Raw genomic sequence first — 16,404 nt, forward strand, 5'->3', positions numbered from 1 at the left:
TAAAAAAAAACTCATCCTGTCTGGATGAGTTTTTATTTTAAGCTAATGAAACTCTCAGAGCAAGAAGTCCTGTAATTCCCTGCAGATCTTCCACGCGAAGCAGCTCGACATCATTTTTCAGAACGCCTTTTTTCTGCAGTTTATTAACATAGTCAAGATATTCTCTCTGGTTTTCCATACCAAAATATACAATTGTTATTTTTCCGGGGCAGGTAATTCTGTCTGTAGAATCTTTTATATGTGCTTTGTCTAAACGCTTTTTAATAATTTCATAGTAAGAATTATAGGCTCCGTCTACATCAAATCTTTTTTCATCCATCCTGAAACGGATATCAATTTTTTCATTGTAGACAAAGATCAGTGAGGCAATGTCCAGGCAAATAGGAAGATCTTGTTTAAAATTCCGAAACTCATGTTCCATATTGCATATGGTTTTCAGCTGCCAGTATCTTAATTTATGAACTACTTTTGAATGGTAATGCAGATCCGGCGCAATATTGCGGCCGATGTACAGATTATGTTCTACACCGTCCGATTTAAACCTTTCATAATAATGAGGAAAAATCTGCTGGGCTTCTATTTGTGCCTCATCCAAAACGTCTGCCAATTTCCTGTTCACCAATGTTATTGAGTCGTCCAGGCTCTTTCTGTTGTTGTAAAAAAGGTCATTATGATTTGATATCTGTGCAAAATAATCTTTAATTTTTGCCTTTACTTCACTGGAAGATTTGATTTCTAATTTAGCCTGTAAATATGGGTGAATTTCGTCCCTTAACAATCTCTGGAAACGTTGTTCGCTGTCTGCTTTAATTTCATTATTCAATTCATTCTCGAAAATCTCAAGTGCCAGAAGATATTTTTCTGACTCCGAATTGGTTAATGAAAAGATTTCATGAAGACATTCAATCTGCTGGTTGAGATCTTCCAGCATTAAGTTGAAACGTTTTTCAGATGATGAACGAATATCGGAAAATCCAAAAAGCGGCGTAAGATTTTTAAATGAAATCTGCTTTAAGGTATATATTTTTTTTGCCAGTGATGCGTTGAAATATTTCTCGGCTTCATTTCTGAATTTCCAAACCACACTATCGTGGATACTGGTGTATTCGCGCTGGATAATGGCTTCAATCTGATAATTCTTCTCAAAACTGAATCGGTTCAGGGAAAACAAAATCATATCTGAAAAAAACTCCATTTTTTTGAGTTTTAATCCGTTGAAACTGTTTATTATCGGTGAAGTAAATTCCATCATGGCCAATAATTCATTATCTTTTACGATAGGAATCACCATGAAACTGTTGATTTTGTTGTCTCTCAGTATTCTGAAAGAAGGCAGGGATTTCACTTCGTCATCCAGATTTTCAATGTTGGAAACAACAATGGGTTTAGAATTGTGATTTAAATTGGTAAAAGTGGTTTTCCTGGTTTCCTCATCAAAAGTATTGATCCAGAAGTCCAGAATATGATTGGTAAAAAGATTTTCATAAATCGGAAGCTTTTCCAGCCTCTGATCTTTTTTATTAAAAAGCATCAGTCCGAAATTTAACTCGGAAACATCAAAATACGATTTGAAAATTTCGATGAGGTTTTCATCCGGTGCAAGGTTTTCCGGATCGATACTGATCATGCTTGATTTCAGGTCGGACAATGCTACTTCAGAGGTGCAGTCAACCAGAGAGATGATGGTAAAACCTTTCAATACCCAAGATTCTGAAGGGAAGTATCTTTTCCACAGCTTAAAATCATCAAGGTTTTCAAGCAGCATATCGACGACCTCCTCAGAAGGGATCTTTGCATCTTCAGTAGGATATACTTCTGCAAAATCCGCGTTCACAATAATTTTGTAATGTTTCATGATTCCCTGTCTGTTCGGGATGTCATAGTAAAACGGAAGCGAACTTTTGATGTCTCTTTTGTAATAAGTCTGCAGAATAAGACAGCAGCAAAATACATAAAATTCGTCATCATCAATATTCCGGAGCTCTATTTCAAAATCTTTTCCTGCGTCTTTAAGAATATTTTTAAATCTTTCCGTATAGTTGAATGTGATATTGGAAAGTGGGATACTGGCAGCTTTTATTTCATTATTAGTAAGCCCTGTGGGAAATAGATCAGAAAGCAGGAGTTTGATCAGTTCTTCATGTTTTTCCAGCAGTGATACATCCTGAAAGCCGTCTCTCAGCTCCCGGAAATTTTTGGTTTTATCTAATAACGATTTGGCATAGTTCACACGATATTCAAGACGGTCGTTGTAGCGGATATGCTCCAGCACATCCAAATACTTTTTGAAAGATATGTAAACCTGAAATGGAGCGTCTTTTTTATAAAGATTTGCCATGAAGTAAAGTTATAAAAAAACCACAACTTTGAGGTTGTGGTCTTATATTTTTATAAGGACTTTTACAGTCCGAACTGTTTTGCAAAAAGATCAGGGAAAACACCTAGAACAATGATTGAAGCGATTACAAATACGGCAACAATATTATACGTTAAGGTTACTTTCTCTGAAGATTTGAATGTACTTTCCTTAAAGAAAAACATAGAGATAATTAATCTCAGATAATAGGCAATGGATAAAGCGGATCCTAATACGGCAACCAATACAAGGAAAACACCGTGATCAGAATTCATCGCCTGGGAAAATAATGCAAATTTACCCATGAAACCAGCTGTTAAAGGAATTCCGGCCATAGAAAGCATAGAGATTGCAGCGGCCGTGGCCAATAAAGGTTCTGTTTTTGCCAAACCTTTGAATGCTCCGAAAGAAGTTTCTCTTTTTAATTTTTCAACATAAATCAGACACATGAAAACACCTACCGTTGACAATGCATAGGCAAATAAATAGAACGCCAAATTATAAGTGGAAAGGCTTGTCATCCCGAAGAATACCAACCCGATATATCCTGCGTGAGAAACTGATGAATACGCCAACATTCTTTTCGCGTTGGTTTGTGCAAGACCCATAACGTTTGCCAAAAGCAAGGTAATGATCAGGAATACTCCAAAAATATTGATCCATTCTTCCGTAACGCCACCAAACCCGATAGTCATTAGTCTGAATAACGCGAAAAAACCTGAAATTTTTACAACACTCGCCATGAAAGCCGTGATCAATGAAGGCGAACCGTAATATACATCAGGACTCCACATATGGAACGGTGCCAATGCTACCTTGAATGCCAATGCACAAAGAATTAATAGAACTCCTAAAATAAACATGACATCTTTCGGGTTTGAAACTCCGAAATCCTGGATTTTATATAAATCGAAACTTCCGGCACTTCCATAAATAAATGCGATCCCGAACAGAAGGAAACCTGTTGCAAATGCACCCATTAGAAAATATTTAATAGAAGCCTCATTTGATCTTAAATCGGTTTTGTTTGCTCCTGCCATTACGTACAATGGAATAGAGAGAATCTCAACTCCCAGGAACAATGTTACCAGATTCTGGAATCCGAAAAGGATAATTCCACCACATAATGCAAAAAGCATCAAAGCGTATAATTCAGACTGGTGGGTTCTGTGATTGCTGAATGCAAAACCTCCCAAAAAGAATAATAATAATGTAGTTACGATTGATATTTTAGTAAATAACGCAGTATTGGCGGTATAGTCGTACATGTGTCTGTACTGGCCGAAGAATGAAGCTTCCGGCATAAAACTTACCCATAATGCGATGATTAATCCCAAAATTCCAATGTATCTTGCGAATTTCCCCTGTTCAAAAACTCCTGAAAATAACGCAATAACTGCCGTTAGGAAAACAATAATTAAAACACTCATAATTTATATTCGAGATTTGAAGTTTAAAGTTCAGAGTTTTGCCCTTTCACTTTATTCTTCTTCGATCTCCTAGTTTTTTAATTTTTAAATCTTTTAATTTTTTAACTGGCCATCGCCGTATAGATAAACTTCAGCGAACTATTTACCATTTCGATTATCGGTTGCGGGAAAATACCAAATACAATCACAAAAACCGCTAAACTTGCCAATACCGAAAATTCTACAGCAGAAAGATCTTTTGCTGTGCTCAGAACGGCCTCATCACCAGGACCAAACATTGCTTTTCCATAAAATCTCAATAAATATACTGCAGCAAGGATCACGGTAAGACCGGCAATTACTGCTGCCAACCCGTTAAAATCATATATTGATTTCAAAAGGATAAATTCTCCGATGAATCCGTTAGTTAATGGAACGCCCATTGAACCTAATATAATAATCAGGAATAATACGGCAAACTTAGGAGCTACTTTTGCAAGTCCGCCCATTTGCCTGATATCTCTTGATTTAAATCTTTTGTATAAAATATCACAACAGTAGAACAAACCGGCCACGTTGATACCGTGAGCAAAAGTTTGTACCAACGCTCCTTCCGCACCTTCGATATTGAAAGTTCCTCTTAATGTAATGACTGCCGAAGCGAAAATACCTGCAACCATTAATCCAACGTGAGAGAATGAAGAATATGCGATAATCCTCTTCATATCCGTCTGAATAATTGCAATCAATGCTCCGTGAACAATTCCTACAATAGCAAGAATAATAACGATTTGCCCTGAGATTCCTGCAATCGGAAGCGGCGTAATAGGTAATAAATAACGCATTACTCCATAGATCGCCATTTTAAGCATAATTCCCGATAAAAGCATTGATCCCTGAGTCGGTGAATAGGTATACGTGTCGGGCTGCCATGTATGGAAAGGAAATACCGGTAATTTTACTGCAAAAGCAAAAAAGATAAACCAGAATACCACGGTCTGTTGGGTTTCGTTTAATTGAGCATTATATAAATCCGTCAGAGCAAATGATGCTGAATGATTGTACACATAAATCAATCCTGCAAGCATAAATAATGATCCAACAAATGTATAGACGAAGAATTTCGTAGTAAACTCAAATCTTTTATTTTCCTGACCCCAAAGTCCGGCAATGAACCAGATCGGAATCAAGGTTACTTCCCAGAAAATGTAGAACAATAATCCGTCCAGTGAAGTGAAAACCCCAACTAAGCCGAATTGCATCAATAGTATTAAACCATAGAATGTATTTCTGTAGCTTACATTTTCGTTAAATGAAGATAAAATAATGATTGGCGCTAAAATATTGGTCAGCAATAAAAGAAGAAGACTCATCCCGTCAATACCGAAGTGAAGAGAACTCTTGATGAATTGTGACCATGGGTAATTGATTTCGTGCTGCAGTACACTGTCTACCGTTGGGGCGTAATTAAAATCCGCCGCAATATAGAAAGTGATCAGCATTTGTACTAATGCAATTCCCAGTGCCAAATATTTGCTTGAATTGTTTTTCCATGCAAAAACTAATCCCGAACCTACCAGAGGTAATAGTAATAATGTTAATAACAACTCAGACATTATTATTGTAATAAAAAGTTAACAATTAATATAATTCCCACCGCCAAAGACATAATCAGAATGTAATTCTCTACATTTCCGTTCTGTACACGCTTCATGGCTTTTCCGCTGTCTTCAGCGCCATCCCCCACAAAGTCTACAAAACGATCAAGAATACCATTGTCAAACATCTTTCCTCCGCGTCCTAATCCTTCAACAGTTTTTACAATCAATGCATTGTAAAGTTCGTCAATATATAATTTTCTGGCAGACAGTTTTTCCCATCCTGTGTACTGCTCTTCCGGAAGAGCCTGTTTTTTCTTGTTAACATAAGTGTTTTTAACAAAAAACCATACACAGAAGAACATCAATACTGTTGCTCCTAAAAGTATCATTTCTGTACCAAACGGAACCGCTGAAAGCGTTGTTTCCATTTGATTAAAGCTTTCTTCAGTAAGAACAGGCTTCAGCCATTCCATCAGCTTTGCGTAGTGGCCGTGGCCGATGAAGTGAGGAAGGTTTATTAAACCACCAACAACAGAAAGAATAGCCAGTACGATCAATGGTAAGGTCATATTGGTTGGACTTTCGTGTAAGTGATGTTTTTGTTCTTCAGTACCTCTGAACTCTCCGTGGAAAGTGAGATAATACAGTCTGAACATATAGGTTGCAGTAACTGCTGCCAAAATGAATAGAATCACCCAGTAAACAGGGTTTTTAGCAAAAGCAGCTACTAGAATTTCGTCTTTGGAAATCATCCCCGATAATAAAGGGAATCCTGAAATCGCCAATGTTCCAATCAGGAAAGTAGCGTGGGTAAGAGGAATATATTTCTTTAATCCTCCCATAAAACGCATATCCTGCTCGTTGCTCATCGCGTGGATTACAGAACCCGCACCCAGGAACAATAATGCTTTGAAGAAAGCATGTGTCATTACGTGGAACATGGCTGTTGTATACGCTCCCAACCCTAAAGCAATGAACATAAATCCAAGCTGTGAAACGGTGGAGTAGGCCAGTACTTTTTTGATGTCGTTCTGACGAAGTGCATAGAATCCGGCTAAAGCTGCCGTTAAGAATCCAATGAATAAAATTCCATCCTGAACGCTTGGGGCCAAAGTAAATAAGAAATTGGATCTTACTACAAGATAAATTCCTGCTGTTACCATCGTTGCCGCGTGAATTAGGGCAGAGACAGGAGTTGGTCCCGCCATCGCATCCGGTAACCAGGTATATAATGGAACCTGAGCAGATTTACCAGTAGCACCGATAAATAAACTCGCCGTAATAAAGATAATTACACTTCCATCTAATTCAAATTTTCCGGCGTTCTCTCTGATGGTAAGATAATCGACAGCATTAGTCTGTGAAGCCAACATGAAAATACCGATCAATAAAGCAAGGTCACCAATTCTGTTCATGATAAATGCTTTTCTCGCTGCTTTACCATATTCTTCGTTGGTATACCAGAAACCAATAAGTAAATAAGAACATAATCCTACGCCTTCCCATCCGATAAAGAGGATCAGGTAGTTGCTTCCCATTACCAAAAGTAACATGGAGAAGATAAACAGGTTCAGATACGTGAAAAACTTATAGAAACCTTTATCATGGCTCATATATCCGATAGAGTAGAGGTGAATTAAAGATCCGATTCCCGTGATGATCATGACCATCATTAACGACAACTGATCAATCTGGAATCCGAAATTAATCTGAACTCCGTTTACTCTAAACCATTCAAAAGCTTTTACAATGACAGGCTGGCTTTCTGAGTCGAAATTCATGAAAATACTAACTGCGATGCAGAAAGATGCAAAAACCATTGCTGTAGCTAAACTACCAACAACAATTTTTGGAAGATTTTTCCCGAATAAACCGTTTATAAGAAAACCTAAAAGTGGTAAAAGTATTATTGCATACACTAAATTTTCCATTCTTATCCTCTTAATTTATTAAATATACTTACATCAACAGAACGGGTATTTCTATAAAGCATAGCAATAATTGCCAAACCTACCGCCACTTCCGCAGCAGCCACCACCATAATGAAGAAAACTAAAAGTTGTCCGTCTCCATTACCTTTGTAGGCTGAAAATGCAGCCAGCAAAAGATTAACAGAATTGAGCATAAGCTCTACACAACCCAAAATAACAATAGCATTTTTTCTCAGCAATACGCCCAACACTCCTAAACTGAATAACACAGAAGAAAGAATGATGAAGTAATTCAGAGGGATGCTTTGTATAAATGTATTTACTTCTCCCATAATTTATAAATCTTTTTTACCGATTAATACCGCACCTACAATACCTGCCAAAATAAGGATGGATGCAAGCTCAAACGGTAAAACATATTCATTAAACAAAAGTCTTCCCAGATTTTTAGTAAGTCCGATGCTTCCATCTACATTTTCAACTGCAATCTGGTTTTGCTGAACTCCTCTGAATACCCCTAAAACTCCAATTAATAAAAGACCTGCAGTAAAAACTCCAACAAATTTTAAAGTATTGTTCTTCTTACTTTCGTCTTGTTTATTAAGGTTAAGCATCATCAGGATATAAAGGAATAATACCATGATCGCTCCGGCGTAAACAATAATCTGAATAATCGCAAGGAACTGTGCATTCAGAAGGATGTACATGCCCGCAATAGAAAACATCGTAACAATTAATGACAAAATAGCATATAAAGGATTTCTCGCAAATACGAAATATACCGCACTTGCGACTGCTAAAAACGCCACCAAGAAAAATAAAAACTGATCCATTATTTTACCGCATTTTTTTGTTTCTCGGATTGTCTTTCTGTGATATCAATCCTTTCGTTTATTTTTTCAACCAATTTATCTTTTCCGTAAATGAAAGAACCTCTGTTGGTCTCCACGTCTACCAGACGATCTGTAAGATAGATTGCGGATTTCGGACAGGCTTCTTCGCACATACCGCAGAAAATACATCTCAGCATATTGATTTCATATACCGATGCATATTTTTCTTCTCTGTAAAGATGCTTTTCCTCTTTTGTTCTTTCAGCTGAAGTCATGGTAATGGCCTCTGCAGGGCATGCTACTGCACAAAGTCCGCAGGCGGTACATCTTTCCCGGCCTTCTTCGTCTCTTTTTAAAACGTGTTGACCTCTCCAGATATCTGCTCTCGGCTTTTGTACTTCCGGATAAGAATATACTGCAGGTGCACCTTTCAGCACGGTTCTTACAGCATGCTTAAAAGTAATCCCCATTCCCGTAAAAATAGCAGGAAGGTAGATTTTTTCAGCAAGGGTCATTTCTTTATTGGAAACAACTTTTGATCTGTTCGTAAGTTTCATTATTTTTATTATTAAATGTTAGAAGATGGAAGCCGGGAGATGGAAGTTTAACATCATCACATTTTCACATCAGCTCATTTTCAAATTTATATCTTGTTGGAAGATGAAGCAGGAAAAATATTCCATTTCAAATTCTCAAATTAACTCATTTTCAAATTAATTAATTCCCAAATGCTAAAATTACAGCTCCTGTAATCAGCAGGTTTACCAATGCCATTGGAATTAAAGTTTTCCAACCTAAGTGCATTAACTGGTCGTATCTGAATCTCGGAAGTGTCCATCTGATCCACATAAAGATCAAGATTCCGATGATCGTTTTCATTAAAAATGCTACTATACTCAAAATTCCGGCTGTATTTTCTCCCCAGTTCTGAGTTACCCATTCTATTCCCGGATAGTTATACCCTCCGAAGAAAAGAACCACCATGAATGCGTTTGATATAAACATATTTACATATTCACCAAACATATACAATCCTAATTTCATGGATGAATATTCGGTAGAATATCCTGTTACCAATTCAGATTCACATTCCGGTAAATCGAAAGGGTGTCTGTTGGTTTCTGCCAAAGCTGCCACGATAAAAACAAGGAAAGCAACCGGCTGGTAAAATATATTCCAGTTTAGTCCGGAAACCCATGGAATAACTCCCCATAATTTTCCGTTGGTCTGACTTTCTGTGATTTCCTTTAAATCTAAACTTCCCGTCATCATAATGATAGAAAGTAAGGCTAATCCCATTGCCAGTTCGTAAGAGATCATCTGGGAAGATGCACGGATGGCACCTAATAATGAATATTTATTGTTGGAAGCCCAGCCTCCGATCATGATTCCGTAAACACCGATGGAAGCCATCCCAATGATGAAAAGTACACCAACATCGATGTTGGCAACCTGTAGATCGTAAGAAGTACCGGCAATATTTAAACTTTTACCCCAAGGAATAACTGCTCCCGTGATCAATGATATAAACATTACCAAAGCCGGCCCCAATACGAAAAGAAACTTTTCCGCATTGGCAGGGGTAAAATCTTCTTTAAAGAAAAACTTTCCACCATCGGCAAGCGGTTGCAGCAATCCGAATGGTCCCGCTCTGTTAGGTCCGATTCTGTCCTGCATAATGGCGGCAACTTTTCTTTCCGCCCATGTAGAATAGGCTGCAATCGTAAGCGAAAGAAGGAAAAGTGCCAGTACAAGTATAAGTTTAAATGTAAGTAAATCCATTTTTTATTTTAAATGTTTTGAAGATGGGAGCTGGAAGCTGGAAGTGTATCACTTTGTGCATCAACTCTTCATCACATTACCAATTTATTTTATTTTTAACGAAATTAAAATTAAACGTAGAAGTGAAAAATTTTACGGTTACAAACCTCCATCTTCCATCTTCAAGCATCCAACTTTTTTATTTTTCGTCTTTTTCACTGATTTCTTTAGCCATTGGATTGTCTAAAATTCTTAGCTCATCTTTAGGCTTTTCATAATGATTCAATGAAATAACAGAGTGTCTGTCGATGTGTCTCGGACCTTCGATATTCCAGTCAGAAAGTTCTTTTCTCCCGAAACGACAGGTATCACAGATGAATTCTTCAACTTCTCCCCACTGATCCTTTCTTGCGGTAACTCTTATAATTTCATCACCTTTCATCCAAACGGTAGCTTTTCCTGAACATTTTTCGCAGTTACAGGTAGCGTTCATTGGTTTTGTGAACCATACTCTGCTGGCAAAACGAGCTGTTCTGTCGGTTAATGCTCCTACCGGACAAACATCAATTACGTTTCCGATAAAATCATTGTCTAATGCTTTATTTAAATAAGTAGAAATTTCTGCGTGATCTCCTCTGAAAAGAATTCCGTGCTCTCTTTGACCTGTTAACTGGTTTGCAGCCAATACACATCTTGCGCACAGGATGCAACGGTCCATATTCAGTTTGATATGTGGGCCAAGATCATCTGCATCATAGGTATTTCTTTCAAACTCAGTTCTTGTTTCAGGGTTTCCGTATTCATAACCCAGATCCTGAAGGTGGCATTCTCCTGCCTGATCACAAACAGGGCAATCCAGCGGGTGATTTACCAGCAAGAATTCGGTAACTGCTTTTCTTCCTTCCTGAGCCTTTTCCGAGGTAAGGTTTTTTACTTCCATACCATCCATTACATTTGTTCTGCAGCTTGCAACCAATTTCGGCATAGGACGCGGATCTGCTTCAGACCCTTTAGAAACTTCCACAAGGCAGGTTCTGCATCTTCCCCCACTGGTTTCCAATTTGCTGTAGTAGCACATTGCAGGAGGTACAGATTTTCCGCCGATTTGTCTTGCCGCTTCCAGGATGGAAGTTCCGGGCAACACTTCGGTAGTTTGTCCGTCTATAGTTATTTTAAATTTTTTAACCTCTTCGCTCATATTCTATGCTTTTCGCTTTTACTGTTCGAGCAGTAAGCTTTATTAATTATACTTTTTTGTATTAAATGTATATCCAATACCAAAATCTACTTCTCCGTACACAAAGTCCTGTGAAGCCTTATCCGGCTTATTATTCAGAGTTGTTTTAATATCCGGCATATTAATGTAACCCAATTTACCTTCTACCTGAACGACAACGTGTCTTATGGCAACCAGGCTTATCGCTCCTCTGATATCAGCACCGAATCCTGCAAGATGAAATCTGTCACTTCTTTCATTTCCCATCAGCTTTACATTCGATTTTGGCAGCAGGGCGCCGATTCCGGCACCATAGCTCAGAAAAAGATCAATATTTTTTTTGTTCAAAACATTATGATACTTCTGAGCACCAATATTAATATAATTAAGACCGTCTGTATGTTCAAATGTTAATAATTTGGCATCACTTAAATCTACTTTTCCGTTATGTACCAGTTCAGCATATTCAGGATTATTGATATATCCTTTAAAATCAACTGACTGATTCTGATCCATCACATATTTCATATGATCCATTCCTAACGTAATCCCCAGATTATCTTTAAGAAAATACGTGATTCTATAGTTCACCTGCGGAATTGTGATTGAGTTAGGTTTAAAATACACTCCCCAATCAAATTTCGTTTGTCTATCGTGGGCAACAACATTATTCAGTTGAAAATCATATCCATCTCCTTTAAAATGAATATCCGATTTTGAATATACCGAATTGTTCCACCCCCAAAATACCATTACTGATCCTTTTTTAAATGGATCCACATGATTTTCCTGGGCTTTCACACCCAGCGTTACTGCTAACCCAAGCAGTAATACACACTTTTTTATCACCCTAATTTATTGTCTTAAAACAGGCCTAAACCGTCGGCGTCGGAATTGGATCCGCATAGTGAGCCAATCCGTAATTTTGTGTTAGACACAATTCAGGATTTTTCACGTGCCATTCAAATTCATCTCTGAAATGACGTATTGCCGCCGCTACAGGCCATGCTGCCGCATCTCCCAATGGGCAGATTGTGTTACCTTCTATTTTTCTCTGAATATCCCAAAGCAAGTCGATGTCTTCCATCTTGCCTTGTCCATTTTCAATTTTCTTTAATATTTTATACATCCATCCCGTACCCTCTCGGCATGGTGTACATTGTCCGCAACTTTCGTGATTATAAAATCTCGCTAAAGTCATGGTATGTTCTACGATACACTGGTCTTCATCCAATACGATGAAACCTCCTGAACCCATCATGGTACCGGTAGCAAAACCACCATCTGCCAAAGATTCGTAGTTCATATATCTCGGTTCTCCGTTTACGGTTTTTAATAATAAATTGGCAGGAACAATTGGAACTGAGCTTCCTCCAGGAATACAAGCTTTTAATTTTTTACCATCTTTAATCCCTCCACAATATTCATCTGAATAAATGAATTCTTCAACGGTAATGGTCATGTCGATTTCATAAACTCCCGGCTTATTGATGTTTCCACAAGCTGAAATCAGTTTTGTACCTGTAGATCTGCCAACACCAATTTTAGCATATTCGGCTCCGGTTATATCAATAATCGGAACAATTGCAGCAATAGATTCAACATTATTGACTACGGTTGGTCTTTCCCAAAGCCCTTTTACAGCAGGGAATGGCGGTTTCAGTCTTGGATTTCCTCTTTTCCCTTCAAGAGATTCCAGCAAAGCAGTTTCTTCACCACAGATATATGCTCCGGCACCTCTCTGAACATAGATTTCAAGATCGAACCCCGTTCCAAGAATATTTTTACCTAAAAATCCGGCAGCTTTTGCTTCTTCAATGGCTTCCTCTAAAATATCAGGAATCCATGAATATTCTCCTCTGATGTAGATGTAAGAAACATTAGAACCCAAACAATACGATGAGATCAGCATTCCTTCAATCAATACATGGGGAAGGAATTCCATCAGATATCTGTCTTTGAATGTTCCCGGTTCAGACTCATCGGCATTTACTACCAGGTGTCTAGGGACACCTTCCGGTTTCGCCAAAAAGCTCCATTTCATTCCTGTTGGAAATCCTGCTCCACCACGGCCACGAAGTCCTGAAGCTTTTACTTCTTCCAGAATTTCGTCCGGGGTCATTTTCAAGGCTTTTTCAGCTGCTGTGTAGCCTCCCTGTTTACGGTAGGTTTCAAAGTAGCGGATTCCTTCTATATGTGCGTCTTTAAGTAAAAGTTTTTTACTCATTTTTTATTATGCTTTTAGCTATTGGCTTATGGCTTTTAGCTTTTATAATTATTTAAAAATTAACTCAATTAGCCTAAATCAACCTGTCCTTCTCTGCAAAGGTCAAGAATTTCGTCTACTTTTTCTATTGTTAAATTTTCATGAAAGAATTTTCCAAGCTGCATCATCGGAGCATATCCACAAGCACCTAAACATTCAGCAGGCTTTAATGTGAACATTCCGTCTTCTGTAGTTTCTCCATCCTTAATATTCAGTTTTGTTCTGATGTGATTAAGGATTTTTTCACTTCCCGACACCATGCAGGGTCCCGTTCTGCAAACTTCCAAAACATATTTACCAACCGGTTTCATATTGAACATCGTATAGAAAGTTGCAACTTCATATACTTCAATTGGTTTAATACTCAATAATTCTGCAACATAATCCATTACTGGAACGTCTAACCACCCACCGAATTCTTTCTGTGCCAAATGCAGTACAGGAATAAGCGCAGATTTTTGTCTTCCTTCTGGATATCTTGCGATCATTTTGTGTACCTGTACTAAACTTTCCGGTTTAAAAGCTATTGTTTCGCTCATATTTTATCTAAGATTAAAGAACATAGAAAAAAGAGAAAGACTCTGAGATTCGTGTTCTAAATTCAATTTTATATTGGGCGATGAAAGTCTTTTATCTTTCATCTATTTTCTAAATTCTGATTTATGCATCTAATTCTCCCGCAATAATATTCATACTACACATGGTTACAATCGCATCAGAAATTACAGAGCCTGTAATCATTTCAGGATAAGCCTGATAATAAATGAAGCATGGTCTTCTGAAATGCAGTCTGTAAGGGCTTCTTCCACCATCACTTACCAGATAGAAACCTAATTCTCCGTTTCCTCCTTCTACAGCGTGGTAAACTTCACCTTTAGGGACATCCGTTTCTCCCATTACAATTTTGAAATGGTAGATTAAAGCTTCCATTTTCTGATAGACATCAGCTTTTTCAGGAAGATAGAAATCAGGCACATCGGCGTGGAACGGACCTTCAGGAAGATTTTCGTATGCTTGTTTGATGATTTTAATGGATTCCCAGATCTCTTGTTGACGAACCATAAAACGGTCGTAAGTGTCTCCTGATGTTCCCACAGGGATAATGAAGTCGAAATCCTGATAAGATGAATAAGGCTGTGCAACTCTTACATCATAGTCTACGCCTGTAGCCCTTAAATTTGGACCTGTGAAACCATAGCTTAAAGCTCTCTCTGCAGAAATTGCTCCTGCTCCGATGGTTCTGTCCATAAAGATTCTGTTTCTTTCTAACAATGTACAGAATTCTTTGAATCTTGGTGGAAAAGTTTTAAGGAAATCCTTAATTAACTCATGGAATTTAGGGGTGAAATCTCTTTCAAAACCTCCGATTCTTCCCATATTGGTTGTCATCCTTGCCCCGCAGATCTGTTCATACATATCATAGATTCTCTCTCTTTCGATGAACATATAGGTAAGACCTGTGATTGCTCCCGAATCCATTCCCGTTACACCATTACAGATCAGGTGATCTCCGATTCTTGCCAATTCCATTAAAATAACACGCATATAATCTACACGCTTTGGAACCTCAACGCCAATCAGTTTTTCTACGGTCATGTGCCAACCTAAATTATTGATCGGAGCTGAACAGTAGTTCATACGGTCGGTAAGAGTTGTGATCTGAGAATAGTTTCTTCTTTCGGAAATTTTCTCAAATGCTCGGTGGATGTATCCAACGGTTTGTTCTGCGTGAAGAATCCTTTCTCCATCCATAGTAAGGATGTTCTGGAAAATCCCGTGTGTCGCAGGGTGCGTAGGACCTAAATTGAGGGTGTACAATTGCCCGTCAATCTGCTCTTTGCTTTCGTATTGGTTGAGTATATTGGATAATGAGTTATCTTTCATAATATATAATTGATAATTGATAGGTGATAATTGATCATTAATCAATCATCATTAATCATTTATATTTTTATCTTCCGAACATTGCGTCGTCCTTATCGGTTCTTGTACCATCTTCCAGACGATATTCTTTCAGCATAGGGTGGTATCCAAGATCTTCCATATTAAGAATAGGTCTGAGATCCGGATGGCCTTTAAATTTAATTCCGAAGAAATCATAGGTTTCTCTTTCCATCCAGTTGGCTCCTGCGTAAAGGTCTACTAAGGAATCTACTTCTATATTTTCTCTGGACATAAAGATTTTTAGACGCAGTCTGAAGTTGGTCATCATGTTGTGAAGGTGATATACTACTCCTATTTCTTTTTCAGGAAATTCCGGGTAATGGATTCCACAAACATCGGTGAGGAAATTGATTTCCAATGTTGAGTCCTTCAGATAGTGAACTATTTTTTTCAGGTCTTCTTTTTTTACCTCAATTGTCAACATTCCATAAGGCTCTGAACTTGAGATTACAGATTCCGGAAATTCCCTTGTGATTGCTTCTAATACAAATTCGTTTGTCATTTCCGTTAGTTGCTTATGTTGTAAGAATCTAATAGTTTTTGATATTCAGGCATATCTCTTCTTCTGATGCTTTCACTTTCTGCAAGAGCCTGAACCTGCATTACCCCTTCAATGATCTGTTCCGGTCTTGGAGGACATCCCGGAACGTATACATCCACAGGAATGATTTTGTCGATCCCCTGCAATACGGAATAGGTATCGAAAATACCTCCGCTGCACGCACAGGCACCAACGGATACTACCCATTTCGGCTCTGCCATTTGAGTATACACTTCTTTAAGCACGGGGCCTAATTTTTTTGATATCGTTCCGCAAACCATCAACAAATCTGCCTGTCTTGGTGAGAAAGAGTTTCTTTCCATACCAAATCTTGAGGCATCATATGTTGGGTTGAGGGTAGCCATAAACTCGATACCACAACAAGAGGTTGCAAAAGGCAGCGGCCATAGAGAAAACTTTCTGGCCATCCCGATTACACTGCTCAGTTTCGTTGCGAAAAACCCTTCTCCTTCAAATCCTTCCGGAGCAGGTGCATCTGTTCTTATTATTGGTTTGTTATCTGACATTTTTTTAGATTTAAGATTT

General features: G+C 38.1%; 15 protein-coding genes. All 15 read right to left on the reverse strand.

The window, feature by feature from the left end:
• Positions 1–37: 37 nt before the first annotated feature.
• On the reverse strand, positions 38–2,338 hold the full coding sequence (locus tag M0D58_RS14440) for a GAF domain-containing protein (RefSeq protein ID WP_248390891.1): 2,301 nt from the start codon (positions 2,336–2,338) through the stop codon (positions 38–40).
• A 62-nt stretch (positions 2,339–2,400) separates the two neighbouring features.
• Positions 2,401–3,786, reverse strand: a complete 1,386-nt coding sequence (locus tag M0D58_RS14445) for an NADH-quinone oxidoreductase subunit N (RefSeq protein ID WP_248390893.1) — start codon at positions 3,784–3,786, stop codon at positions 2,401–2,403.
• A gap of 101 nt (positions 3,787–3,887) precedes the next feature.
• The gene (locus tag M0D58_RS14450; RefSeq protein ID WP_248390896.1) at positions 3,888–5,381 is read right to left on the reverse strand and encodes a complex I subunit 4 family protein; all 1,494 of its coding nucleotides are present in this window, start codon (positions 5,379–5,381) and stop codon (positions 3,888–3,890) included.
• A gap of 2 nt (positions 5,382–5,383) precedes the next feature.
• Positions 5,384–7,297: an NADH-quinone oxidoreductase subunit L gene (nuoL, locus tag M0D58_RS14455; RefSeq protein WP_248390899.1), complete on the reverse strand. Its 1,914-nt coding sequence runs from the start codon at positions 7,295–7,297 to the stop codon at positions 5,384–5,386.
• A 2-nt stretch (positions 7,298–7,299) separates the two neighbouring features.
• The gene (gene nuoK, locus M0D58_RS14460; RefSeq protein ID WP_029298757.1) at positions 7,300–7,629 is read right to left on the reverse strand and encodes an NADH-quinone oxidoreductase subunit NuoK; all 330 of its coding nucleotides are present in this window, start codon (positions 7,627–7,629) and stop codon (positions 7,300–7,302) included.
• A gap of 3 nt (positions 7,630–7,632) precedes the next feature.
• Positions 7,633–8,130, reverse strand: coding sequence for an NADH-quinone oxidoreductase subunit J family protein (locus tag M0D58_RS14465; protein WP_029298759.1), 498 nt, complete (start codon positions 8,128–8,130; stop codon positions 7,633–7,635).
• Positions 8,130–8,687, reverse strand: coding sequence for a NuoI/complex I 23 kDa subunit family protein (locus M0D58_RS14470; protein ID WP_062160095.1), 558 nt, complete (start codon positions 8,685–8,687; stop codon positions 8,130–8,132). The genes M0D58_RS14465 and M0D58_RS14470 overlap by 1 nt, the downstream gene beginning before the upstream one ends.
• A 160-nt stretch (positions 8,688–8,847) precedes the next feature.
• Positions 8,848–9,912 carry an NADH-quinone oxidoreductase subunit NuoH gene (nuoH, locus tag M0D58_RS14475; RefSeq protein WP_248390902.1) on the reverse strand — a complete coding sequence of 355 codons (1,065 nt, stop codon included), beginning with the start codon at positions 9,910–9,912 and terminating at the stop codon, positions 8,848–8,850.
• 178 nt (positions 9,913–10,090) lie between these two features.
• A complete protein-coding gene (locus tag M0D58_RS14480) occupies positions 10,091–11,089 on the reverse strand; it encodes an NADH-quinone oxidoreductase subunit G (RefSeq protein ID WP_248390905.1) in 999 nt (332 codons plus the stop codon).
• A 42-nt stretch (positions 11,090–11,131) separates the two neighbouring features.
• Positions 11,132–11,956, reverse strand: a complete 825-nt coding sequence (locus M0D58_RS14485) for a hypothetical protein (protein WP_428037163.1) — start codon at positions 11,954–11,956, stop codon at positions 11,132–11,134.
• A 25-nt stretch (positions 11,957–11,981) separates the two neighbouring features.
• Positions 11,982–13,334 carry an NADH-quinone oxidoreductase subunit NuoF gene (gene nuoF, locus M0D58_RS14490; RefSeq protein ID WP_248390908.1) on the reverse strand — a complete coding sequence of 451 codons (1,353 nt, stop codon included), beginning with the start codon at positions 13,332–13,334 and terminating at the stop codon, positions 11,982–11,984.
• 68 nt (positions 13,335–13,402) lie between these two features.
• Positions 13,403–13,912 (reverse strand): NADH-quinone oxidoreductase subunit NuoE family protein, encoded by a 510-nt coding sequence (locus M0D58_RS14495; RefSeq protein WP_248390911.1) that lies wholly within the window; start codon positions 13,910–13,912, stop codon positions 13,403–13,405.
• A 121-nt stretch (positions 13,913–14,033) separates the two neighbouring features.
• On the reverse strand, positions 14,034–15,257 hold the full coding sequence (nuoD, locus tag M0D58_RS14500; RefSeq protein ID WP_066440999.1) for an NADH dehydrogenase (quinone) subunit D: 1,224 nt from the start codon (positions 15,255–15,257) through the stop codon (positions 14,034–14,036).
• A gap of 67 nt (positions 15,258–15,324) precedes the next feature.
• Positions 15,325–15,819 carry an NADH-quinone oxidoreductase subunit C gene (locus M0D58_RS14505; protein ID WP_248390913.1) on the reverse strand — a complete coding sequence of 165 codons (495 nt, stop codon included), beginning with the start codon at positions 15,817–15,819 and terminating at the stop codon, positions 15,325–15,327.
• Positions 15,820–15,824: 5 nt separating this feature from the next.
• Positions 15,825–16,385, reverse strand: coding sequence for an NADH-quinone oxidoreductase subunit B (locus M0D58_RS14510; protein ID WP_066441001.1), 561 nt, complete (start codon positions 16,383–16,385; stop codon positions 15,825–15,827).
• Positions 16,386–16,404 lie beyond the last annotated feature (19 nt).

This window comes from Chryseobacterium nepalense, assembly GCF_023195755.1.
Classification (GTDB): domain Bacteria; phylum Bacteroidota; class Bacteroidia; order Flavobacteriales; family Weeksellaceae; genus Chryseobacterium; species Chryseobacterium nepalense.